General features: G+C 43.0%; 22 protein-coding genes and 1 tRNA gene. 9 read left to right on the top strand and 14 right to left on the bottom strand.

The annotated features are described in order from the left end of the window. Window positions 1-12: 12 nt before the first annotated feature. The 3 genes from thrB to QR721_RS01935 are packed head-to-tail and all read right to left on the bottom strand — an operon-like array spanning window position 13 to window position 3,280. The gene (thrB, locus tag QR721_RS01925; RefSeq protein ID WP_348028643.1) at window positions 13-909 is read right to left on the bottom strand and encodes a homoserine kinase; all 897 of its coding nucleotides are present in this window, start codon (window positions 907-909) and stop codon (window positions 13-15) included. After that, window positions 906-1,979, bottom strand: a complete 1,074-nt coding sequence (gene thrC, locus QR721_RS01930; RefSeq protein WP_348028645.1) for a threonine synthase — start codon at window positions 1,977-1,979, stop codon at window positions 906-908. The genes thrB and thrC overlap by 4 nt, the downstream gene beginning before the upstream one ends. Continuing rightward, complete coding sequence (locus tag QR721_RS01935) at window positions 1,976-3,280, bottom strand: homoserine dehydrogenase (RefSeq protein WP_348028647.1); 1,305 nt, start codon at window positions 3,278-3,280, stop codon at window positions 1,976-1,978. Before QR721_RS01935 ends, thrC begins: the two co-directional genes overlap by 4 nt. A gap of 196 nt (window positions 3,281-3,476) precedes the next feature. Between QR721_RS01935 and QR721_RS01940 the strand changes: the two genes are divergently transcribed. Next, the gene (locus tag QR721_RS01940) at window positions 3,477-3,944 is read left to right on the top strand and encodes a low molecular weight protein-tyrosine-phosphatase (protein WP_348028649.1); all 468 of its coding nucleotides are present in this window, start codon (window positions 3,477-3,479) and stop codon (window positions 3,942-3,944) included. 35 nt (window positions 3,945-3,979) lie between these two features. Beyond that, entirely contained in the window at window positions 3,980-4,582 is a 603-nt protein-coding gene (locus QR721_RS01945) for a DedA family protein (protein ID WP_348028651.1), read from the top strand. 3 nt (window positions 4,583-4,585) lie between these two features. Here QR721_RS01945 and QR721_RS01950 read toward each other — a convergent pair whose 3' ends face one another. Then, complete coding sequence (locus tag QR721_RS01950; protein ID WP_348028653.1) at window positions 4,586-5,365, bottom strand: phosphatidylserine decarboxylase; 780 nt, start codon at window positions 5,363-5,365, stop codon at window positions 4,586-4,588. On the opposite strand from QR721_RS01950, the gene pssA reads away from it, so the two are divergent. Continuing rightward, entirely contained in the window at window positions 5,364-5,963 is a 600-nt protein-coding gene (gene pssA / locus QR721_RS01955; protein WP_348028655.1) for a CDP-diacylglycerol--serine O-phosphatidyltransferase, read from the top strand. The two genes, QR721_RS01950 and pssA, sit on opposite strands and share 2 nt — an antisense overlap. 46 nt (window positions 5,964-6,009) lie before the next feature. Here pssA and QR721_RS01960 read toward each other — a convergent pair whose 3' ends face one another. Then, window positions 6,010-7,170, bottom strand: a complete 1,161-nt coding sequence (locus QR721_RS01960; RefSeq protein WP_348028657.1) for an MFS transporter — start codon at window positions 7,168-7,170, stop codon at window positions 6,010-6,012. Window positions 7,171-7,522: 352 nt separating this feature from the next. Between QR721_RS01960 and QR721_RS01965 the strand changes: the two genes are divergently transcribed. Continuing rightward, complete coding sequence (locus tag QR721_RS01965) at window positions 7,523-8,347, top strand: squalene/phytoene synthase family protein (protein WP_348028659.1); 825 nt, start codon at window positions 7,523-7,525, stop codon at window positions 8,345-8,347. Between the two features lie 31 nt (window positions 8,348-8,378). Continuing rightward, complete coding sequence (locus tag QR721_RS01970) at window positions 8,379-8,846, top strand: acyl-CoA thioesterase (RefSeq protein WP_348028661.1); 468 nt, start codon at window positions 8,379-8,381, stop codon at window positions 8,844-8,846. 46 nt (window positions 8,847-8,892) lie between these two features. Here the strand turns inward: QR721_RS01970 and QR721_RS01975 are convergent, their stop codons facing one another. Then, window positions 8,893-10,875, bottom strand: a complete 1,983-nt coding sequence (locus QR721_RS01975; protein WP_348028663.1) for a methyl-accepting chemotaxis protein — start codon at window positions 10,873-10,875, stop codon at window positions 8,893-8,895. Between the two features lie 211 nt (window positions 10,876-11,086). Between QR721_RS01975 and ytxJ the strand changes: the two genes are divergently transcribed. The 4 genes from ytxJ to QR721_RS01995 all read left to right on the top strand — a co-directional run bounded on the left by ytxJ (window position 11,087) and on the right by QR721_RS01995 (window position 14,629). Beyond that, the gene (gene ytxJ, locus QR721_RS01980) at window positions 11,087-11,425 is read left to right on the top strand and encodes a bacillithiol system redox-active protein YtxJ (RefSeq protein ID WP_348028665.1); all 339 of its coding nucleotides are present in this window, start codon (window positions 11,087-11,089) and stop codon (window positions 11,423-11,425) included. A 108-nt stretch (window positions 11,426-11,533) separates the two neighbouring features. Then, complete coding sequence (locus QR721_RS01985) at window positions 11,534-12,271, top strand: MerR family transcriptional regulator (RefSeq protein WP_348028667.1); 738 nt, start codon at window positions 11,534-11,536, stop codon at window positions 12,269-12,271. A gap of 104 nt (window positions 12,272-12,375) precedes the next feature. Next, on the top strand, window positions 12,376-13,095 hold the full coding sequence (locus tag QR721_RS01990) for a class I SAM-dependent methyltransferase (protein WP_348028669.1): 720 nt from the start codon (window positions 12,376-12,378) through the stop codon (window positions 13,093-13,095). 130 nt (window positions 13,096-13,225) lie between these two features. Beyond that, complete coding sequence (locus tag QR721_RS01995) at window positions 13,226-14,629, top strand: MDR family MFS transporter (protein ID WP_348029764.1); 1,404 nt, start codon at window positions 13,226-13,228, stop codon at window positions 14,627-14,629. Window positions 14,630-14,796: 167 nt separating this feature from the next. On the opposite strand, the gene QR721_RS02000 is transcribed toward QR721_RS01995, so the two are convergent. The 8 genes from QR721_RS02000 to QR721_RS02035 form a co-directional block, all read right to left on the bottom strand. After that, window positions 14,797-15,291 (bottom strand): HPP family protein, encoded by a 495-nt coding sequence (locus QR721_RS02000; RefSeq protein WP_348029765.1) that lies wholly within the window; start codon window positions 15,289-15,291, stop codon window positions 14,797-14,799. Between the two features lie 384 nt (window positions 15,292-15,675). Next, window positions 15,676-15,748: transfer RNA gene (locus QR721_RS02005), tRNA-Ala, on the bottom strand. A 196-nt stretch (window positions 15,749-15,944) separates the two neighbouring features. Further along, on the bottom strand, window positions 15,945-16,910 hold the full coding sequence (gene argF, locus QR721_RS02010) for an ornithine carbamoyltransferase (RefSeq protein ID WP_348028671.1): 966 nt from the start codon (window positions 16,908-16,910) through the stop codon (window positions 15,945-15,947). 34 nt (window positions 16,911-16,944) lie between these two features. Continuing rightward, window positions 16,945-18,096: an acetylornithine transaminase gene (gene argD, locus QR721_RS02015; RefSeq protein ID WP_348028673.1), complete on the bottom strand. Its 1,152-nt coding sequence runs from the start codon at window positions 18,094-18,096 to the stop codon at window positions 16,945-16,947. Next, window positions 18,093-18,875 carry an acetylglutamate kinase gene (gene argB, locus QR721_RS02020; protein ID WP_348028675.1) on the bottom strand — a complete coding sequence of 261 codons (783 nt, stop codon included), beginning with the start codon at window positions 18,873-18,875 and terminating at the stop codon, window positions 18,093-18,095. The genes argD and argB overlap by 4 nt, the downstream gene beginning before the upstream one ends. Window positions 18,876-18,888: 13 nt before the next feature. Continuing rightward, window positions 18,889-20,091: a bifunctional ornithine acetyltransferase/N-acetylglutamate synthase gene (gene argJ, locus QR721_RS02025; protein WP_348028677.1), complete on the bottom strand. Its 1,203-nt coding sequence runs from the start codon at window positions 20,089-20,091 to the stop codon at window positions 18,889-18,891. 33 nt (window positions 20,092-20,124) lie between these two features. Continuing rightward, window positions 20,125-21,162, bottom strand: a complete 1,038-nt coding sequence (gene argC / locus QR721_RS02030; RefSeq protein WP_348028679.1) for an N-acetyl-gamma-glutamyl-phosphate reductase — start codon at window positions 21,160-21,162, stop codon at window positions 20,125-20,127. A gap of 333 nt (window positions 21,163-21,495) precedes the next feature. Next, window positions 21,496-22,521, bottom strand: coding sequence for a YeiH family protein (locus QR721_RS02035; RefSeq protein WP_348028681.1), 1,026 nt, complete (start codon window positions 22,519-22,521; stop codon window positions 21,496-21,498). Window positions 22,522-22,548 lie beyond the last annotated feature (27 nt).

Here is a 22,548-nt window from a genome sequence, read left to right on the forward strand (position 1 = left end):
GGTACAGCTTTTTTAGTCTAAATCTGATACTTGCAGGCCTTCTGTATCGATACGAAGAGCTGCAATTTCGTAATCTGGCAATAATGATTGCATTCTGCGAGCAATCTCTTCACCTTTACCGGACGGTGCGAAGGAAATCGTTGTTGGTCCAGCACCACTAATAACTGTTGCGTATGCACCGAGTTCACGAGCTTCAGGCTTAATCTCATCATAACGTGGAATGAGTCTAGCGCGGTATGTTTCGTGGAAGAGGTCACGTTCCATCATACGCCCTGCAAGATTGTAATCACCTTTCATGAAAGCGGCGATCATCATGCTGCTGATTGCACTCGCTCTTGTTGCTACCGCACGAGGGTAGGCATCAGGCAATACTCTGCGTGCATCTTCAGTTTTTAGCTCGAAATCAGGAATGTAGACAATCAGATCCACATCCAGCTCAGGAAGGATCAAGTAGTCCAGTTCTTGCTCAAACTGGACGGCTGTAATGAAGCCACCAAATAGAGCTGGTGCTACGTTATCTGGATGTCCTTCGATCTGTACGGCGTGTCGCAGTTTTTGCTCAGCAGTAAGATCTAGTTCTGCAAGTCTGTTCGCTAGCTCAATTCCAGCTATGATAGCGGAAGCGCTACTACCCATACCGCGTGCGAGCGGTATTTCTGTATCTACAGAAATACTTGCCGAAGACAATTCTTTACCGTGTTTCGCAGCAATTTTGCTTGCGATTTTAAAAATGAAATGTTCTTCGTGGTTTGGAACTTCAGGAAGGAGAGGGGAGCGGTGCTTGAACTCCCAGTCCTCTCCTGGTGTCACAGTAAGCGTCAAATAACGTTCAAGCGCGATGCCGACTGAATCAAAGCCAGGACCGATATTGGCTGAGCTTGCCGGCACTTTAATCATGAAGGGCTTCATGGTCTTGCCGCCGTTACAGCTTTCTCGATATAGTCAGAAATGATTTTTTCGTCATTTGGCAAAGAGACAGGATCGACTTTCAGGTGATTGACAGCTGTCTCAGGGTCTTTCAGCCCGTTTCCTGTAAGAACGGCAACTACTTTGCTGCCTTTCGCAATTGTGCCTTCTTTGACTTGCTGGATAACACCTGCAATGGAAGCGCAAGAGCCTGGTTCAGCAAAGATGCCTTCTCTTGCTGGCAGGAGCTTGTGCGCGGCAAGGATTTCATCGTCAGAAACTGAGCCGATGCGGCCGTTTGATTCATCACGTGCTGCAACTGCAAGCTTCCAGCTGGCAGGATTTCCGATACGGATTGCAGTTGCCACTGTTTCCGGCTCTGCAATAATTCTATCCTGAACAATTGCTGCTGCGCCTTCTGCTTCGAAACCGAACATTTTTGGCAGACCTGTTTGCTTAGCGTCGTTGAACTCCTTGAAGCCTTTCCAGTACGCGCTGATGTTTCCGGCGTTTCCGACTGGAATGCAGAGATAATCTGGTGCCTTACCGCCAAGTTGTTCAATGATTTCGAAGGCGGCTGTTTTTTGCCCTTCCAAGCGGTAAGGGTTCACTGAGTTTACAAGAGTAATTGGAAGCTTTTCACTTACGTTCTTAACGATGCGGAGAGCATCGTCGAAGTTGCCATCAATTTCAACAATTTCAGCACCGAGCATAATTGCTTGTGCCAATTTGCCGAGTGCGACTTTCCCTTTTGGAATGACGATGATTGCATTCATGCCTGCTTTTGCTGCATATGCTGCGGCTGCGGCTGACGTATTACCAGTAGATGCACAAATGACAGTTGAACTGCCGTCTTCCTTTGCTTTGGCTACTGCCATGACCATGCCGCGGTCTTTAAAGGAACCTGTTGGGTTGGCCCCTTCGACTTTTCCGTATAATTCAATGCCCAGTTCTTCAGAAAGATGCGGGAAGTGAATGAGCGGCGTATTGCCCTCATGAAGTGTCAATCTAGGTGTCTTGCTGGTTACAGGCAGATATTCTTCAAAGTGATTGATCAGACCAGTCCAGTTCATTGGGCAATCTCTCCTTCTACGCGGTAGTAGCTTTTTACAGTTTCAACGACATTCAAGTTCTCAAGTTCGCCAAGCGCCTTCTGGAATTTATCTAGAGAAGTCTTGTGTGTAACAAGAATGATCTCTGCAAGTTCCTGCTGCTGTTTGCGAGGTGTTTGCAAAATCTTCTCGAAGCTAATACCAATTTCATTGAATAGCTGGGAAATATTTGCGAATGCACCAACTTCGTCTTTCACATGAAGACGAACATAATATTGGCTGTAGCTATGAGTAGGCGGTGTAAGTTGCTTCTTGAAGCGCGGCTTGATGAAACGACGGCCGTTTACACCTAGGCGCATGTTCTTTATAACAGCAACTACGTCTGACATTACAGCAGTAGCGGTTGGCAGGCTGCCGGCGCCAGGACCATAAAACATTGTTTCACCGACTGCTTCACCATTTACGTATACGGCATTGAATTCATTCTCAACACCTGCAAGCGGATGGCTCTCAGCAAGGAAAGTAGGCTGTACGCTTACTTCAACTTGCTCATTCTCAAAGCTTGCAAAGCCGATCAGCTTCATTACATAGCCAAGCTTCTGGCCGTATTCAAGGTCGGAAAGTGCAATATTGGAGATGCCGCGAACTTCGACATCTTCCAGATCGAAGTCTGTAAGGAATGCAAGACGGGCAAGAATGACCATTTTACGTGCCGCATCCAGACCTTCTACATCTGAAGTCGGATCAGCTTCTGCAAAGCCGAGTTCCTGAGCCTGTTTCAATGCTGTATCGTACGGCATGCCTTCCTTATCCATCTTCGTCATGATATAGTTGGTTGTGCCGTTGACGATACCCATTACCTGATTGATACGGTCTGAAACAAGACCATCGGATAATGTACGTAGGAGCGGAATACCGCCGCCAACACTTGCTTCATAATAAAGATCGCAATTGTTCTTGCCGGCTGCATCTTCAAGTTCGGGGCCATGCAAGGCGATCAAGTCTTTGTTCGCAGTGATTACATGTTTTCCGTTTTCGAATGCTTTCAATATGTATTGGCGTGTTTCTTCAATACCGCCCATAACTTCGACGATGACATCGATATTAGGATCATCGATTACGTCTGTCGCAGAGGTTGTCAGAACAGCAGGGTCGATGTCTTTCTTGCGTGCCTTTTCAAGGTCGCGCACAAGAACACGTCCGACGCTTACACTGCACCCTAGCTGGTGCACAAGCTCTTCCTGGTGGTTGTTAATGATCTGGATAACCCCAGAACCAACAACTCCTAGGCCGAGCAGACCGACTGATATATTTTCTTTCACGTACGCCACCTCATTTTATAGTCCTTTTTGGAGCAAATCCGATAGAGGATTCGCTGATGCTTAATAGCCATTATAAACATGAATAGCCTGATATTTCAATAGTTTTCGGAAGTGATTGACTATTTGGTCAAATACACTGATGCAGTTTTCCCATTTTGTTGTTAATATGGAAGTATTATAGAAAGGATGTTGGAAAATGGTCAAAGTTGTTTTTGTCTGTTTGGGTAATATTTGCCGCTCGCCAATGGCAGAGGGGATTTTCCGTGATCTCGTAAAGAAAGAAGGATTGCAGGAGAAGATTTCTGTTGATTCTGCAGGAACTTCAGATTGGCATATCGGAGAGGAGCCGCATAAAGGAACACTCGGTATTTTTGAGAAATACGGCATTTCCGGAGAAGGCTTGAAAGCACGTCAATATGTACAAGAGGATTTGGAGAACTTCGATTATATTATCGCAATGGACACATCTAATATTGAGAACATGGAAGCGATCCAAGGCAGCAAATCTGAGAAGTTGATCCGCTTGCTTGATCTGCTGGAAGAAGAGAATAAAGACGTACCGGATCCTTACTTTACAGGTGATTTTGAGGAAACGTATCGACTTGTTACTGCAGGGTGCAGAGAATTATTGAATAAGATTAAAAGAGAGAACAACCTCAATTAAAGACAGATGCAGCAAAACCAGGGGGAGGCATTGCAATGCAGCAGTGGCATGAGTTGATTGCCCAGTATGGCTATATTTCCATCATTTTCATTCTAGGCATTGGGATTGTCGGCTTGCCAGTTCCTGACGAAGTGCTTTTAACGTATTTAGGCTATTTGACATCAGATGGGGATATGTATTTTATCCCTGCTTTTCTTTGTTCTTTAGCAGGAGCAATCTGTGGAATTTCAATTAGCTATATTCTTGGAAGCAAGCTTGGCGAACCGTTTCTGAAGAAGTACGGACCGAAGTTATTTATAAAGGAAGAGACTGTTCGGAAAACGCGTAAATTGTTTGGCAAATATGGTGCTTTTGTTCTTATATTTTGCTATTTTATCCCAGGTGTACGCCATGTAGCTGCCTATGTTGCCGGAGTCACTTCTTATTCGTATAAAAGATTTGCTGCAGTTGCCTATTTTGGTGCCGTTGCGTGGGTGACAGCATTTCTAGTGCTTGGCAATCGCCTTGGAAGCCACTGGAACTTGATTGCCCGACATCTGCATCAGTATATGTGGGGAATGTTGCTGCTTGGGGTGATCAGTATAGGCCTCGTTTTTCTATTTAAAAAGGCCGCCCTGTATAGACGAAAGCAGACATAGCTGTTAATTGCCATGTCTGCCGATAATTTGTCCCATACATATTTCTTGAAGGGGATGAATTTCCGGGATGAATCGGCTCTCTTTATCGAAGAAGAGGATGACAGTGGAACCGAAGGAAAAATAACCGGCTTCATCTCCTTTATTAAATTTGGAATTGCTGTTTGTTAGAACGATGCTGTTAATATTCAGAGCACCTACTTTGACGAGCGCGGTTCGGCCAAAGGATGAAACAAGTTCGGTGATGATTCGGTAATTTGTCGAAAAAGGCTTGTCTCCAAATTTTTCGCCAAGAGCATTTACTGGATAAGACTGCTCTCCAATCGCCCAGCGCTTACAGACTTCTCCGTTCACAGGATAATGAATTCTGTGGTAATGGGAAGGTGATAGATAGATTACAATGTAGTCTCCGCCTCTGAAACGGTTTGCAGTCTTATCGTCGCCAAGTAATTCATCGAGTTTGTATAATTGCTCTTTAATGTAGAAGTTATGATTCATATTCACTTTTCCGAATGTCTGTATGACACCGTCGACAGGTGAGATAATCGTATCAGGCTGATCGTCAATAGGGCGTGCCCCTTCGATGAGTCTGCGTGTGAATAGATCGTGTATAGACTGGTAGGATTTTATAGGTCTCTCCATTTCATTCTCATTAAGGCGAAACACTCTTGCAAACGGACGTACGAGTGGTTTACTCACTGGTGATTTTGAAAAATTGCGAAGAAGGCTAGAAGCCATTGGATTGCCAGTTAATTCGACAAATTTCTTAAAAAAAGATTTCATCATGATTGAAACACAGCCTTTTCTCATGGGATTGTCGAGTGATAGAATCTATGAAGGGAGTGGTTGGATGTTTTTAACGAGACTATTTGATTATACAAGACTGAAAGCGCATCTGGCGAACGGAATTACTTTAATGAACTTAAGTTGTGGCGTCATTTCAATCATGTTCATTATTAGAGGGGCGGCACATCTCGGTGTATTATTCATCATGCTTGCTGCCATCTTTGACCGCTTTGATGGAAAAGTGGCTCGCAAATATAATATAGAATCGGATTTTGGCAAGGAACTTGATTCATTATGTGATCTTGTATCATTTGGTGTTGCGCCTGCTATGCTCATTTACCAGGCTTCCTTAAGTTCAATGCCACATGTCGGTTTTACATTGACTGTTCTCTTTATCGTTTGTGGATCGGTTCGACTTGCCAGATACAATATTAAGGAATTTGATGGCGTCTTTTACGGGGTGCCAATCACTGCTGCCGGATTTATCATGGCGCTCGCGTTTTTCCTTGTACCATTTGTACCGACACTATTCTTTGTTTTGTTAGAGTCTGTGTTGACAGTTTCTATGATCAGCAATATCCGCATTGCTAAAATGTGAGAAAAGGCATCTCCTTCTGCTTAAGTGCAGAGGGAGATGCCTTTTCTCATACAATTGATGATGCAGCTGCTTTGCTTCTTTTCATTGAAACAAAAGCGCAAATCAGTGCAATAATTGCCAGACAGCCTCCAGCGAGAGGAGCTTGAATAAGTGCTGCTTCTTTAACAACAATACTACCGACAAAAGAACCAAAAGCTATTCCAAAATGCAAAGCTGAATTATTTAGACTTTGCTGAATCGCTGCTGTTTCCGGTGAGGCCTCAATCAAATAACTTTGCACAGCTGGCGTAATGGACCAGCTCATCATGCCCCAAATGATAAGGATCATCATGAAGGCAGGTATTGAAGTAAATGTCATAGGCAGCAGGAAAAGCGCACTGGTAAAAATGACAATGACAGTGAGTATGATTTTTCGTGAGCCGAAGCGGTCTGTCATTAAACCGCTCAAGCCTCCTCCTGAGACAGCAGCCACCCCGAATACGAAGTAAACAATACTTGTCCAGGTGCCATTAAAGTGCAAGTATGTTTTGACAAGCGGTGTGAGATAAGCATAGACTGCCAAATGCCCTGATAAATAGAAAAACATAGCGAGCTGAATGAAGAAGATCGGTCGGTTACGTAATGTCTGCAACTGTTCACGTAAAGGCACAGCGGGTGTTGGTGCAATTTTTCTAAGTGTGAGATAGACGCCGACCATTACAATTGCAGTTAGCAGCGCAATCATGATAAATGGTGCTCTCCAGCCGAATGAATTCCCAATCAGCAAGCCAATCGGAACACCAAGAACGAGAGAAGCGCTTGTACCCATTATGACAAGTCCAATGGCGCGCCCGGTATATTTCTTATCCACTACAGCAGGTGCTAGAACCATGCAAAGTACAGCTAGAAGTGCACCTGAAAGGGCTGATATGATACGAGCGATAAAGAGCATTGTGAAGTTCTCACTTGCAACAGCGATAAGGTTACTAATAAGGAATAGAGAAAGCGCTCCAAGCATGAGCCGTTTTCGTTCAATTCGCGCTGTAAAGAGCATGAGAAGAGGAGCCCCAATAGCGAAAACAAGTGAAAAAACAGTAATTAGCAGGCCGGCCTTGCTGATGGATACTTCCAAATCGATGGCGATCAGATCAAGAATTCCTCCGATGATCAATTCCGCCATCCCCACTACGAAAGAAACTATTGTAAGCAGATAAACCTGTTTATTCATTAGAAAATCCTCTCGAAATCATATGTACACTGTATAAATATATATTAATGTTGAACAGTGTTCAAGGTTATTAATGCTAAGTTATTCCAATTTTAATAAATAGTTTTTTAACTCACCTTTTGTTTGGTTAATTTCCAATCTTAATAAGAATAATGATTGCTCTTACTTGAATAGGGTGAATTTCCCAGAGTGAATTATAGAGTTAATTGTGAGACAGTGTCTAAACTTTCCTTATGAATTCACTTGTTTAATTGTAAACATGTTGCAGATTATTCCTGCAAGCTTTTGCCTGTCTATTTTGATATACTTGTCTCAAGGATATTGACCTCAGTCAAAAGAGGAGGAAACACGTGTGACGGACAGCAAGCTGTTGGAAAAACAGGCAATGGAAGTACTTAAGGAAACAAGCCGGACATTTTTTATACCGATTAAATTATTGCATAAGCCACTCCGCCTCACAGTCGGTTCAGCGTACTTATGCATGCGAGCAATAGATGAAATAGAAGACGATGAAAAGTTATCCAACGATATCAAAGAACAGCTGTTGATGGAGACAGCGCAACTCTTAAAAGAGCCTTTTGACAGCAAGGCATATAATGCATTATTGGAACCATACGCAGCAGGGCTGCCGGAAGTGACATTGCGTCTAGGTGACTGGATTGAAGTCTGTCCAGCAGAAATCCGTGCTAAAGTATTGGCGGCGACAAGTGAAATGGCTCAAGGCATGGCAAAGTGGTCGAGGAAAAATTGGTCTGTTCATACGGAAGCGGATCTTGATGACTATACGTATTATGTTGCGGGGCTCGTAGGTGTCATGCTTTCTGATATTTGGAATTGGCATGATGGAACTAAGACTGATCGTGATCAAGCAATTGCATTCGGCCGTGGTCTGCAGGCGGTTAATATACTGCGCAACAAAGATGAAGATATGGCAGAGCGGGGTGTAGGCTTTTTCCCAGATGGATGGGGAAGACAGGAGATGTTCGCATATGCTGAAAAGAATCTTGATATGGCAGAGCTGTACATCGCAGATATTGGAAACCGCAATATCCGTCATTTCTGTAAGATTCCACTCTCGTTGGCGCGTCGTACATTGAAAGCGCTCAAGCGTGGGGAAGAAAAAATGTCGCGCCGAGAAGTGGAAGAGGCAGTTGAAGAAGTACTGCATGAACAGTAGGTTGCTGTAACAAATAAGGAGCGTAGCGAAGATGAAGAAGCCAATTGCGGAATCGAGAACAGTACAGTCACGCCTTGTACTGCCGGCAAACACGAATCATATTGGAACGATATTTGGAGGCAATGTTCTCGCCTATATTGATGAAATTGGAGCAATTGCTGCAATGAAGCATTCGGAGAGTACGGTTGTGACAGCATCAATTGACTCGGTTAACTTTGTTTCTTCTGCGAAAACAGGTGATGTTCTTAATCTGGAAGCAATTGTAACCTACACAGGAACGACTTCAATGGAAGTTTATGTTCGAGTAAGTGCCCATAATCTGCTGGAGAACCGAGAACAGTTGACGACAGAATCCTTCCTTACTATGGTGGCAGTCGATGAGGAAGGTCATCCAAAGCCAGTCCCCAAGGTTTATCCCGAAACGCCTGAAGAGATACGCCTTCATGAAACGGCACCGGCCCGCAAGAAGCATCGGATACGCAAAGCAAAACTAAGATAAAAATACCGCAGCGCCTCAATTGAGGCGTCGCGGTATTTTTCTTTGCTTATCGTTTGAATGCAGCAATTCTATCCTGCAAATCACTCGCAAGACTGGCGAGTCTTTCAGCATTCTCCGCTGCATCGTGTACGGCTTGGTTAGAATGTAGGCAGGACGCGGATACTGATTCAGCTCCCGATGCTTGTTCTTCGGCTACCGTCGCAATTTGTTCCGATGCCTGTTTCATTCCCAAGCTATCCTCCCGCATGATCTCCAGGTGTTCGGAGAGTTCAGTGATTTCACTTAATATGTCATGTGCCGAACTGCGTATGGAGTTGTACGTAGTACCAGTGTGATGAACTTGCAATTTGCCTTCACTTACTTCTGAACAGCTTCTGGCTAGAGAATCAACCGCTTTAGATGCATTTGCTTGGATGGCTGCAGCAATTTCGGTTATTTCAGAAGTACTCGAGGAAGCTTGATCTGATAACTTTCCGACTTCTGCAGCAACGACAGCAAAACCTTTGCCCTTTTCACCAGCCCGAGTTGCTTCAATGGTGGCATTGAGGGCAAGGAGCCGAGTCTGTTCGGAAATTTTTTGAATCATTGATACAAGACGCCCTATTTCCTGTGTCTGGCCATTCAGTTTTTCTACCTGTTCCATGGACTCCTTAACAAGGCTGTCAGCCTTATCCATTTGGCTAATGGACTCTTCCATCATTACATTTCCTTTTTCGGTTAAAGAGAGAAGATTTTGAGAAGCAGCAGCGATTTCGAGCCCATTTGTGCTTGCTTTTTCGGTTCTTTCATGAACGTTTATAAGATCCAGGGACATTTTAGAAATCGTATTTGCCTGGATATCTGCAGCTTCAGTTGCTTCAATCATTGCAGCTGCAGTCTGATTGCTCCCATTAAGCATTTCACTTCCAGATTGTAGCATTTCCTCGCTTTTTTCTTGAACCTGCTCCGAGGCTTCTGCAATTAAGCAGACAACCTGTTGTAAATTGTCACGTAGCAGGATAGCGGTGTTGAACAGGGTGCCAATCTCGTCTTTTCGGTCAGTGCGTTCCAAAGAACTGCGTAAATCGCCTTCAGCAATCGTCTTCATGAATTTGGCGACTTTACGTACCGGTTTGGAAATGGAGCGACTCATTCTTATAGCTGTAAAGGTTACAAGAACAAGTAGTATTGCAATTGCAGCTAGTGAGATCTTCATCAGTTTCTGTTCAGTGGCAGCTATTGTGGATATATCCTTTTTGATGCCGATCATGCCAATGACTTGTGTTCCAGTCGGGTCTTTTAAAGGCAAGTAGGATTGAAGACTGGAACGTGTGTTGTCTGAAGCCTTTTTGCCTTCAGATACTTTGCGAATAATCTCAGCTTTTTTGAACGACTCACCGATTTTGCTGCTATCGGAAGAAATCATAACTTTGCCGGCATCATCATAGAAATTAAGCTCAACATTTGGCATTGATTTTTGCAGATTTGAAATAAAGCTTTCATCTATTCCAGTTTGTAGCGTTCCAATGATTTTATTACCTTGATAAATCGGGGCAAAGGCACGGATGGCGAGTCCACTATTGCCAAATTCAAACCCTGCAATTGTATCTCCAGAGAGTGCAGTCTGGATTGCGGGTTTATCGCTTTTATCATCATTGTATTTCTCGGGGTTGTGATCACGAAGAAATACTTTTCCGTCAACACGGCCAAATTCAAACACATCCACATGCTGCTCCTGTTTTAGGCGTTTAAAATCGCCTAAGGATTGTTTCAGCAGTTTTTCCCGGTCATTTTTTGAGAAAGAGTTAACAAATTGTCCCTTGCTTGCGTACTGTTCAGTCAGTCTGAGCAGATCATCAGCTACAGTAGACATATATGCATCAACTGCATCATTAGTCTCATCTTGATCTTTATCTGCTAGCTGTTGAAAACCTTTTTCCGCTGAGTAATAGAAAAACAGCAAGGTTGCGAAAAGTGGTATGATCGCGATGGCAAGGAAAGCAATTAGTAGTTTTATGCTAAGTCTTTTCATGTTCATGATTTGCTTCAAGATCCATTCCTCCTATAATCCATTTTTTAAGTTTTTGATATGTAGGAAATAATGACTAAATCAAATATAACTTGTTTTAAATCTAAATCGACATATTCTTGCAAATGTTTACAGAAAATTAACGCTAGTAGTTAAAAAGGGATTCAATTATTTGTTTTTGGGTAACGTAGTCTCTACAATGGGATTTAAATAATCAGTGGGAGGCTATTTCATGTCTGAATTGAAAGAACTGACAACAACTGAAGAATTTGATCAAGTGTGGGAGAAGTCCACAGAGGGACCGATTTTCGTTTTTAAGCACAGTACAACTTGCCCTATCAGCGCCAATGCGTTTGATGAGTTTCAAAAGTACGCTAATACAAATGGTAAAGAAGAGCCTGTATACTTCCTTAAAGTGAGAGAGAGCCGGGAAGTATCCAATCATATTGCAGATGTAACTGGTGTGAAACATCAGTCACCCCAGCTGCTTCTGATCCAGGACAAGGCGGTTAAGTGGAATGACTCTCATTCCAATATTACAATTGACAATATTGAAGAAGCTGCACTTTAAATAGCAGGTGAAAACAGTTCTCCGCATTGCCGGGGAACTGTTTTATTTTTTCCTTGACCTTGACGTAACGTCATTGCCTAAAGTGGTTTATGGAAGGGGGCAGAAGCTTTGTATATTAAGGAAGCTGCAGAGCAGGCCGGAGTCAGTATCAGGACTTTACACCATTATGACCAGATTGGCCTGCTTTCTCCGAGAACAGAAGAGCAAGGATACCGGGTTTATTCTGATGAGGATCTCATACAACTGCAGCAAATTTTGTTTTTTCGGGAGCTTGGTTTTAAGTTATCAAGGATTAAAGAAATGCTGAATGACCCGCAGTTTGACCGAGATGCTGCATTGCAACTGCAACGTCAAGCACTTATTGAAAAAAAAGAGCGGCTCGACCGTATTATCCAAACTATCGAAAAAACGATAAAGACTGAAAGGGAAGGTGGTACTATGACAAACGAGGAACGATTTGCAGGCTTTGACTTTAGCTCCAACCCATTTGAATCGGAAGCGATAGAAAGATGGGGAAAGGAAGCTGTGACGAAGATGAAAAAGAATACGGAAGACTTGCCGGTGAATAAACGCTTTGAGTTGGAAAAGAATTTAAATGAACTTTTCAGCAAATTGGCAAGGTGCATGTCTAAAGGACCTGCCTCTGATGAAGCCCAAACAAGTGTAGCAGAGTGGTATCGCTATTTGAATGTAATCGGCGATTATTCTCCTCGGGCTTTCAAAGGACTTGGAGCGATCTACGTAGAAGACGAGCGATTTCTAAGAAATATGGAACAGTACGGGCAAGGGTTTGCTCAATTCATGTGTGAAGCGATGGAGATTTATGCGGATGGACTTTTAAATTGATCTTTAGCGGGCTGTGCAGTTAAATGTATAGCCTGCTTTTTTTGTGCCGTTCAGGCTTTAGGATACATAAACTTTTAGAAGATTGTTTGAAAAGGAGAAATGTTATGTCTGGTGAATATATGAATTGTCTTGCCGCATATGGTGTAAGCAGTGCGCACCCAGGGAGTCTGGGACTGACGAGGAGAATGTTGGATAGGGAAAGGATTCATGCAGGCGCAAAGGTTCTTGATGCAGGTTGTGGAACTGGAGGGACTGCTGAGCTGCTTATTAAGAGTTATAAGACTGATGTTACAGCGCTCGATCTGCATCCGGTCATGGTTGAAAAGGCGAAACAGAGATTGATTGGGAAGCCTGTTGAAATCATCCAAGGTGATATAGAGAATCTTTCTTTAAAATCAGGAACGTTTGACCTTGTTCTATCTGAATCCGTACTTGCTTTTACAAAAGTTGAACAATCGCTCCACCATATCAGTCGTATACTCAAAAATGAGGGCGTACTGCTTGCAGTGGAGATGGTAAAAGAGGATGGGCTCTTGCCAGATCATATAAAGGAATTACGTGAATTCTATAGTCTTCCGGAACTTTACGGAGAAGGTGAATGGATTCATATGTTTAAATCAGCTGGATTTGATACAGTAGAGTGTTTATACGGACTTGATGGAATTTCTACAGAGGAGACAGAAATAACTCCTGAATTTATGCTCTCGGAAATACTTCTAGAAGAGCATCATGATACACTGGAGCGACATTTAGAGCTTAATGACCTTTATCAGGATCTGCTTGGGTTTAGAGTGTTTCGTTGTACAAAAAAGAATTTAAAATGAGCTGGACATGGGGAGAGCATTCGATTAATATGAGATGACGCAGATTTACAGTTAAGGAGGATACTATTTGAACCAGAATAAAAAATATGAATATCTAGCAGACGATCCAAAAGTAAAAGTATTGCCAATTATGCTTTCCATGGTCATAGGTGCATTTTTTGCAATATTGAATGAAACATTGCTCAACATTGCCTTGACTACCCTCATGAAGGAGTTTGGGGTTTCTGTCACAACAGTTCAGTGGATGGCCACTGGTTTTATGCTTGTGATGGGAATTGTAATTCCAGCATCTGCTCTTCTGACACAATGGTTTACTACAAGGCAGATGTTCCTTGGGACAATGATTATTTTCACCCTTGGGACAGCAATTTGTGCAATAGCTCCGAATTTCCCAGTACTTGTTGCAGGACGGCTTCTTCAAGCTGTAGGAACAGGACTTCTTATGCCTATCATCTTCAATACTTTCCTGCTGATCTACCCGCCGCATAGAAGGGGAGCGGTCATGGGAGTTGTCGGACTTGTCATAATGTTCGCTCCAGCCATTGGCCCGACACTCTCCGGTGTTATAGTCCAGCATCTAGGCTGGCGCTACTTGTTCATTACAGTTATACCTTTCGCTGTCTTCTCCATTCTTTTTGCATTCAAATTCCTTAGAAATGTAGGAGAAGTGACGAAACCTAAAATCGATTTCATTTCCTTAATCTTTTCTACTATTGGTTTCGGAGCATTAATCTATGGATTTAGCTCCGTGGGGGCTAAGGAGAAAGGATTCCTTGATCCTGTTGTAGACATTTTCATTGCAGTTGGCTTAATTGCTATTGTTTTGTTTGCTCTTCGTCAATTGAAATCTGACTCACCGTTCATGGATTTGCGCGTATTTCGCTATCCGATGTACCGGCTTGGTGTCCTATTGTTCGTCCTGATCATCATGCTCATGTTCGCGTCAGAAATTGTTCTTCCCCTTTATATGCAGGGCCCACTTGCCCTTACAGCTTCTGCAGCCGGTCTTGTTCTGCTACCGGGAAGTATTCTGAATGGGATGCTGTCACCAGTGATGGGGAAGCTGTTTGATAAATTTGGCCCGCGTCCGCTTATGATACCTGCGACAATCGTGCTCGTGCTTATGATGTTCGCATTTAGCAGACTTGGCACAGCAACAAGTATCGGATATATTACAGTATGTTATTTGTTATTGATGGTATCAATCTCAGCTATCATGATGCCGGCACAGACAAATGGGCTTAATGAATTGCCAAAGTCACTTTACCCACATGGTACGGCTGTCATGTCGACACTTCAGCCGGTTGGAGGTGCAATTGGTGTATCGGTATTCATCAGCATAATGAATGCACGCCAAGCGAAAGTCCTTGAAACGAAGGACACGGCGGAGCCGGCAATGGTTATTCATGCTATGGTCGCAGGCGTAGAACTTGTATATTTCATAGGTATTGCACTTGCGATTCTCGCTGTGATTATTGCGCTCTTCATCAAGAGGGCAAAGCCCGCAATAGAGCAGACGAGTGAGAAGGCATAAAGAGAGAAAAGCTGCAGCCGGCTAAAAGGCTGCAGCTTTTTCTTTTGAGTTGCTTATAAAAAGACACGTCGTATAAGAGAAAAAACATAAGAAGTTTATTTCGCTCAATTAAAGTAAAATCCCTTCAGTCATAAAACTGAAGGGATTTTACTTTAATTATCTTAATTTCATATCCAAAATACTGGATAATTTCTTCCATTTCGCAGATTATTAATGAATAATGCGACCAGTACAATGGAAATAGAGCCTATTAGTACTGAAGTAAATAAAAAATCCCAATTATAAGTACCGAGGATTACAATAATCGGATCAGCCCCTGCCGGAGGATGAGTTGTTTTGGTTAACATCATTGAACTGATAGCTAAACCAACTCCTAAGGCGAGAGACCAAGGCTCATCACCAAATATATGATATATGATTATTCCGACTAAAGTTGATATGAAATGCCCACCGATAATATTTCTTGGTTGTGATAAAGGCGAGTTCCAAAGAGAAAAAGCTAATACACAACTTGCCCCAAATGAAGCTATTAATAATGGTGAAGATGTAAAAAGTGATAAAATATACAAAATAATAATCGTAGAAGTTCCGCCTATAAAGCCAGTTATAATATCTTTCGCATTTACTTTTAAAGGGCTCCGGCCGTTTCCTCTCATTTTCATGAGGTAGGAAGGTATCTTGATTTGAGTGATTTTTTCCGCTTGGTCTTTTTTTACTAGATTTCCATCATTAATCAAATAACTTTTCCTCATCTCTGTAAAAATTTTTACAAATTATATTATTATTTTTTAAATATGTAAAGTGGTAAATAATAACAACGTTCTAGGAACAGATAATCATAGAGGCTGCTCAACTATGTTAATTACAAGATTTTAAATTGATAGAAGAAAAATTAGAGACGGAGATTTTAAAAGGAGGACAGACGAGCTATAAACTTTTTTAATTTTATTGGCAACCATAAGTTTAAGACAGCAGAATATATGGGAGTTCTAATTTAAAAAACGTAAAACGCCTACAAGCCTTTGCCTGTAAGCGTTTAAGTGTGATGGAGCATAGCGGGATCGAACCGCTGACCTCTTGCATGCCATGCAAGCGCTCTCCCAGCTGAGCTAATGCCCCATATGTAATCAACAAGTACATTATACTCATTTGTTGTTTGTTTGGCAAGACTATAATCCAGATATAGCGGGATAGCTTGTGTACAACGTGTACTCGCTAATGAGGTATTAGGTCAGCAAAGAATCGCTGAAATTTTATTGAACCATTTAAGGGATAAAAAACACTTCCGATATGACATCGGAAGTGTTTTAAATTATTAATCAGCCAGCAAAGCGGCAAGAATCGCTTTGTGTGCATGAAGACGATTTTCGGCCTGATCAAACACGACTGAATGGGACCCGTCAATGACTTCAGCGCTTACTTCTTCGCCTCGATGAGCAGGGAGGCAGTGGAAGAACATGTAGTCTTCGTTCGCATTTTTAACAAGGTCTTCATTAACCTGATAATTGCGGAAAACGCCTTTTCTTTCTTCGGCACTATCTTCAAAGCCCATGCTTGCCCAAACATCCGTATAAACGATATCAGCGTCCTTGAGACCTTCTGCTGCATCTGTTGTCTGGTAAACTGTGCAACCGCTCTTCTTAGCTTTCTCTTCAGCCTTTTCCATGATGTCCTTATGAACTTCATAACCTTCAGGCGTAACGATTGTACAATCGATTCCTACTGTAGCGCAGCCGAACAGGAGGGAGTGAGCCATGTTGTTTCCATCACCGACATAGACGAGCTTATTGCCAGCAAATTTTCCGGTTTTTTCATAAATTGTGATCAAATCAGCAAGTACTTGTGTCGGGTGGTAGTCGTCTGTTAGTCCGTTGATAACAGGAACGCTCGCATTTGCAGCTAGTTCTTCCACAATGTGATGACCGAATGTGCGGATCATGATGCCGTCAACAAAACGAGACATTACATTTGCTGTATCAGAGATCGTTTCACGCTTGCCCATTGAAATCTCATCACGGCTAATATAAAGGGCATGGCCCCCAAGATGATACATAGCTGCTTCGAAAGATACACGCGTGCGCATAGATGACTTTTCAAAAATCATAGCAAGTGTTTTGCCCTCGAGATATCGATGCGGAATACCTTTCTTCTGTAAATCTTTTAGCTTGATTGCATATTGGACAAGATATTCAATTTCATCTTTTGAATAAGTATCCAAGGTAAGAAAATGCTTATTTTTAATTTTGCTTTTATCTAAATTCGGGTCTACTGTTTTAGTCATTGCAGGTCACTTCCTTTTTTGATAAGTGGCTGTTTTAAGCTGTAGTGTTCGTTTTCAAACACTGACCAATTAGCTTAACTGCTTCATCTATTTCTTCATTCGTAACGATGAGTGGGGGAAGAAGGCGAAGTACATTTGGTCCGGCATTTAGGACGAGCAAACCTTGTTTCATAAGTTCTAATACCGCTGGAAGAACTTCGTTTTTGCATTCAATGCCGATCATTAGGCCTTTGCCTCGAATGTCGGTGATATTATCATTGCCCGCCAATTCAGTTTGGAGCTGCTTAAGCAGATACTTGCCTTTATCCTCAACTTCTTGTAGGAAGTCAGTATCAAATGCAAGCTCAAGAACTTTGTTTGCAGCAGCCATAGCAAGTGGATTGCCTCCGAATGTAGAACCATGGCTTCCTGGTCCGAAATAATCTCCAAGCTCTTTTTTTGCAATCATTGCACCGACTGGAAGCCCGTTGCCGAGTCCTTTGGCGGAAGTGATGATATCTGGATAAACACCGTAATGCTGGTAGGCGAAAGGTTTTCCCGTCCGGCCTATACCAGTCTGGATTTCATCGACAATGAGGAGAATACCTTCCTCTGCTGCAAGAGCAGCGACTGCTTTGAAAAATTCAGGTTCGGCTGGCAGCACACCGCCTTCACCTTGTACTGATTCAATCATGATTGCAGCTGTGTTGCCATCAATTGCCTCTTTAACACTCTCTATATTGTTATATTCTACGTAAGTGAATGTTTCAAGCAGAGGTCCAAAACCTTGTTGGATTTTTTCTTGACCAGTTGCGGACATTGTGGCAAATGTTCTGCCATGGAATGATTTTTGGAAAGTGATGATCTTTGTTTTGCCGGTCGCTTTGCGTGCAAGCTTAATCGCCGCTTCATTCGCTTCGGCACCACTATTGCCAAAAAAGACATAGTCGCCAGAACTGTTTGCTGTCAGTTTCGAGGCGACTTCTTCTTGTAGCGGAATATGATACAAATTGGACATATGCCAGTATTTCTGAAGCTGATTCTCTACTGCTGTCTGAACGGCAGGGTGGCGGTGTCCAAGGTTCGCCACTCCAATACCAGATCCAAAATCAGTATAAAGATTTCCATTAGTATCCCATACTTTTGTTCCTTCTGTCTTATCTATTTCGATGTCGAATCTTCCGTATGTCGGGAATAATGCAGTCATTGTTTGATCACCTCTACTGTTTTTCTGATGACGGTGCCGACGAGTGATGTATCTGTCGCGAGTGTGGATTGTTTGCCGTCAACGATCATCACTTCTTCCAATGAGTCTGAGAGGCTTTCAAGTGCAGCCCTCACTTTGGGAATCATGCCGCCGTGCACAACGCCGGACTGGATGAACTCCTCGATTTCTTCCTGGGTAACGGATTCGAGCAGTTTCTCTCCGTGCAGAATACCAGGTACGTCGGTTACGAAGACGAGTTGTTTCGCGTCAAGTGCACGTGCTACAGCCGCCGCCGCAGTATCAGCGTTAATATTAAAGCGTGTGCCATCCTCGGAAAGGGCGACAGGGGCAATGACTGGCATGATATCCATATCAAGCAGCTGCATGAGCAGATCTGTATTTACATAGTTGATTTTGCCGACAAACCCATAACGTTCAATGTCAATTGCCTCGGCTCTGAGCAGGTTTCCGTCTGAGCCGGATAAACCCATTGAGTTGATTCCTGTTTCATTCAGTTTTCTTACGAGTGCCTGGTTTACTGTTCCGCTGAGGGCCATTTCGACTACATCCATCACTTGTTCTGTCGTTTTGCGCAACCCATCTACAAAGTCTGCTTCAATATTCAATTTGTCAAGCATCTCTTTTATGGCAGGTCCGCCTCCGTGAACGATGATCGGTTTCAATCCCGCTTGTTTCAGTTTGCAAATATTTGCATAGAAATGATCAGATAATTGGTCAACCGTACTTCCTCCACACTTCAGGACAATGATGTCGTGCACTTGGTTTTCCTCCTTATGAACGATAGCTTGCGTTGATCCTCACATAATCGTAAGTCAAATCGCAACCCCAGGCTTTTCCGGAACCTTCTCCGTTTTTTAAATCAATGGTAATTAGAACAGTATCCTGTTCCATATAAGCAGTAGCTTCTTCTTCAGAAAAATCCAGTGGCTGACTGTCTTTTAACATCTGTATATGACCGATTGATGTATCAATTGTATCGGGGTTGACTGAGGCACCACTATAGCCAATTGCAGCGATAATGCGTCCCCAGTTGGCGTCTGTTCCATATACCGCCGTTTTAACAAGGGAGGAACCGACAACGGATTTTGCGACTTGTACGGCTTCCGTATCACTGATCGCGCCTTGTACATCTACTTCAATGAGCTTCGTAGCGCCTTCGCCATCTCGAGCTATGAGCTTTGCCAGGTCTTCACATGCAGATTGGATCAGCTTGGTGAACGTTGGCCAATCGGGATGATCGGGCGTCAGTGAATCATTGCGCGCAAGACCATTTGCCATAACAATAACCATGTCATTTGTTGAAGTGTCACCGTCTACGGTAATACAGTTGAATGTGGTGTCTGTAGCTTCCGAAAGCGCCTGCTGCAAATATTGCGGCTCAATTTCAGCGTCCGTTGTAAGAAAGCCGAGCATTGTTGCCATATTCGGCTTAATCATGCCAGAGCCCTTGGCGGTTCCGGCAAGTGTCACCTTTTTTTCTGCGATTTCTGCTTCATAGCAGGTTGTTTTGGCGAATGTGTCAGTTGTCAGAATGGCCTCTGAGAACTCTTCAGCGCCATCTTTTTCGGGTACAAGTTTTTCAATGGCTGGCTTAATAATATCCATTGGCATCGGCTGACCGATAACGCCAGTAGATGCAACAGCAACAAGATTTGATTGTATGTTAAGGAGTGAAGCAGTTGCCTCTTGCATTGTGAGAGCGTCAGCATCACCTTGCGGACCAGTACATGCATTGGCGTTGCCGCTATTGGCTATGATTGCCTGCACTCGACCTGTTTCTCCGATGTTCTCCTTTGTAAGGCGGAGAGGCGCCGCTTTAATTGCGTTTAATGTATAGACAGCAGCTGCTGAGGCAGGCTGCTCAGAGATAATTAGTCCGAGATCTTTTCGTTCTTTTTTGACGCCGGAATGAAGTCCGGTTGCTTTGAACCCGAGCGGGGTTGTTATGTTTCCGGATATTTTCTTAATAGTCATTGCAAATTCTCTCCCCTGGTTCAATTCTCTCTATTATGGATAGATTGGAAGGAAGTCAAGCCCTGTTGTCTCATCAAGTCCGAATTGTACATTCATATTCTGTACAGCCTGCCCGGCTGCTCCCTTCATGACATTGTCGATGACAGACACAACTGTAATTCTTCCAGTACGCTCACAGTAGGCAAGGCCGATATCGCAGAAGTTAGAGCCGCATACTTCTCGAGTTCCCGGGAAGAGGCCTTTCTCGCGGATACGTACAAAATAGTTATTTGCATATGTCTCTTTGTATAAATCATGGAGTTTATCAATATCAAAATCTTCAGTCGCTTTAGCGTACATTGTTGTCATAATGCCGCGTGTCATTGGGACAAGATGTGTCGTGAAACTGACAGGACCAGTTAAGGCATTGAACCTTCCAAGAGTCTGTTCAATCTCAGGAATATGCTGGTGCTCATTCACCTTGTATACTTTCAAGTTGTCATTCATCTCGGGAAAATGAGCGATAGGTGAAGCGCCCCTGCCAGCACCACTTACACCTGATTTCGCATCAATGATAATGGAGTCCAAATCAATAATTCCATTCTTTACGAGTGGAGCGAGTCCAAGAAGTGTGGCGGTAGGGTAACATCCGGGATTAGCAACGAGCTGTGCATCTTTCACATCATCTGCGAACCATTCTGTTAAACCATAGACGGCTTCAGCAACTCTCTTTTGGTCACCGGCTGGCTTTTTGTACCATGATTCATAAGTTTCAGTATTTTTAAGGCGGAAATCACCTGATAGATCAATTACTTTTGCTCCTGCGTCCATCAACTGAGGGATAAGCTTAGAGGAAACCCCTGAAGGCGTCGCTGCAAAAACGACATCCGTCTCATTGGCGATCTTTACCGGGTCAATGTCTTCAAGCTCCAAATTAACAGCATCTTGAACATGCGGATAACTCGTGTGGAGCGGTTTCCCTTGCTGGCTCGAAGAATGAATGGAGTGGATTGTTGCTTCCGGATGCTGATGCAAGATACGAATAAGTTCCGCACCTCCATATCCAGTTGCACCAATAATTGAAATCTTCATCTATTCTTCTCCCCTCGGTAATAATTAGTTGCTTTTTATTATAAAACTGTATAAAAATAAAATCAATAGTATATTTATAAAAAGACTGAATTGTATCAAAAGCTTGATTTGTTAAGGTTATTTTATGAGTAACATGAATATGCATTGCATAAAAGATTAATATATACATGTTTTATACAATTTCCATACGTGTTGGCATTGTGAAACATAATTAGTGGAATTACTGTATTCTGTTAACTGTTTTCCTAATTTGAATTTTCCTAAACCTCTTTAAGCTTGTCAGTTAAACAAAAAAACTGCCGATTCAGGGGTGAACGGCAGTTTTTACAATGACTATGCAAGGAAGTATGCGATGGTAGATACAAGGATAGATGTAATAATCATGGCGATTAGCGGGCGAAGAGCTTTTGTCCGCAAATCTTTTAAGTTTACGTTTAGACCAAGACCTACCATTGCAGCTGTAAGGAGCCAAGTTGTTACATTGGCGACTACTTCGAATGTGCCAGCTGGGATTGGTATGATGTGTCCTAATACATACGAGCCTAGGAAGCTTAGCAAAATGAAACCAAGCAAGAAGTACGGGAATTCAACTTTTGCCGTTTCTTCATCGTCTTTATTTTTACGCTTCATAATGAGAATAAAAATGAAGCAGACAGGAATGAGTAGGAACACGCGGCCGAGTTTGGCAAGCAGGCCGATAGCAAGGGCATCTTCTCCAGCTGGTGCAGCCGCTAGGGCAACATGGGCAAGTTCATGCAAGCTCATGCCGGACCATATGCCGTACTGGATATCTGTAAGTCCGATAATCGGGTGGAGCAATGTATAGCCTACAGAGAAAACTGTGCCAATGAGCGCAATAATCCCGACACCGATTGCTGTATCTTCATCCTTGGACTTCACTATCGGTGCAACTGCGGCAATGGCTGCAGCACCGCAGATCCCAGTTCCTACACCGAGAAGTAGAGAGATCATTTTGTCAGCTTTGAGTAGTTTGGCAAGCCAAATAGTGAAAAAGATTGCGAAGATAATGATGACTGCGTCACGGAGCAGCAGACTGAGCCCATCGTGAAATACAACATTCATATTTAATTTTAGACCGTAAAGGATAATAGCAAGCCGCAACAACTTTTTAGATGAAAATTCTATGCCTGATCTGAATAATTCAGGATATCCGGCAAACTGTCTGTAGACAACGGCTATAATGATGGAACAGGCAAGCTGGCCGACATGGTCGAAGCCAGGAACTTTTGCAAGCAAATAGCCAAGAAGAGCAATTAAGAAAGTAAAAGCAACTCCGCCAAGCCATTTTGATATTGGAGATGGTTGTTTCTTTGATTGATGATACGCTGTTGTGTCCATAAATATACGCCTCCTGACTTCAATAAT

Source organism: Aciduricibacillus chroicocephali, from assembly GCF_030762805.1.
In the GTDB taxonomy this organism is placed as follows: Bacteria; Bacillota; Bacilli; order Bacillales; family Amphibacillaceae; genus Aciduricibacillus; species Aciduricibacillus chroicocephali.

Bases quoted from the DNA above. Each gene is read 5' to 3' on its own strand.
- ytxJ (WP_348028665.1), top strand. From the start codon at position 11,087: ATGTCTGAATTGAAAGAACTGACAACAACTGAAGAATTTGATCAAGTG.
- QR721_RS01940 (WP_348028649.1), top strand. From the start codon at position 3,477: ATGGTCAAAGTTGTTTTTGTCTGTTTGGGTAATATTTGCCGCTCGCCA.
- pssA (WP_348028655.1), top strand. From the start codon at position 5,364: ATGATTGAAACACAGCCTTTTCTCATGGGATTGTCGAGTGATAGAATC.
- QR721_RS01945 (WP_348028651.1), top strand. From the start codon at position 3,980: ATGCAGCAGTGGCATGAGTTGATTGCCCAGTATGGCTATATTTCCATC.
- argJ (WP_348028677.1), bottom strand. From the start codon at position 20,091: ATGACTATTAAGAAAATATCCGGAAACATAACAACCCCGCTCGGGTTC.
- argC (WP_348028679.1), bottom strand. From the start codon at position 21,162: ATGAAGATTTCAATTATTGGTGCAACTGGATATGGAGGTGCGGAACTT.
- thrC (WP_348028645.1), bottom strand. From the start codon at position 1,979: ATGAACTGGACTGGTCTGATCAATCACTTTGAAGAATATCTGCCTGTA.
- argF (WP_348028671.1), bottom strand. From the start codon at position 16,910: ATGACTAAAACAGTAGACCCGAATTTAGATAAAAGCAAAATTAAAAAT.
- QR721_RS02000 (WP_348029765.1), bottom strand. From the start codon at position 15,291: ATGAAAATGAGAGGAAACGGCCGGAGCCCTTTAAAAGTAAATGCGAAA.
- QR721_RS01990 (WP_348028669.1), top strand. From the start codon at position 12,376: ATGTCTGGTGAATATATGAATTGTCTTGCCGCATATGGTGTAAGCAGT.
- QR721_RS01950 (WP_348028653.1), bottom strand. From the start codon at position 5,365: ATGATGAAATCTTTTTTTAAGAAATTTGTCGAATTAACTGGCAATCCA.
- QR721_RS02035 (WP_348028681.1), bottom strand. From the start codon at position 22,521: ATGGACACAACAGCGTATCATCAATCAAAGAAACAACCATCTCCAATA.
- QR721_RS01960 (WP_348028657.1), bottom strand. From the start codon at position 7,170: ATGAATAAACAGGTTTATCTGCTTACAATAGTTTCTTTCGTAGTGGGG.
- QR721_RS01970 (WP_348028661.1), top strand. From the start codon at position 8,379: ATGAAGAAGCCAATTGCGGAATCGAGAACAGTACAGTCACGCCTTGTA.
- argD (WP_348028673.1), bottom strand. From the start codon at position 18,096: ATGACTGCATTATTCCCGACATACGGAAGATTCGACATCGAAATAGAT.
- QR721_RS01995 (WP_348029764.1), top strand. From the start codon at position 13,226: ATGCTTTCCATGGTCATAGGTGCATTTTTTGCAATATTGAATGAAACA.
- thrB (WP_348028643.1), bottom strand. From the start codon at position 909: ATGAAGCCCTTCATGATTAAAGTGCCGGCAAGCTCAGCCAATATCGGT.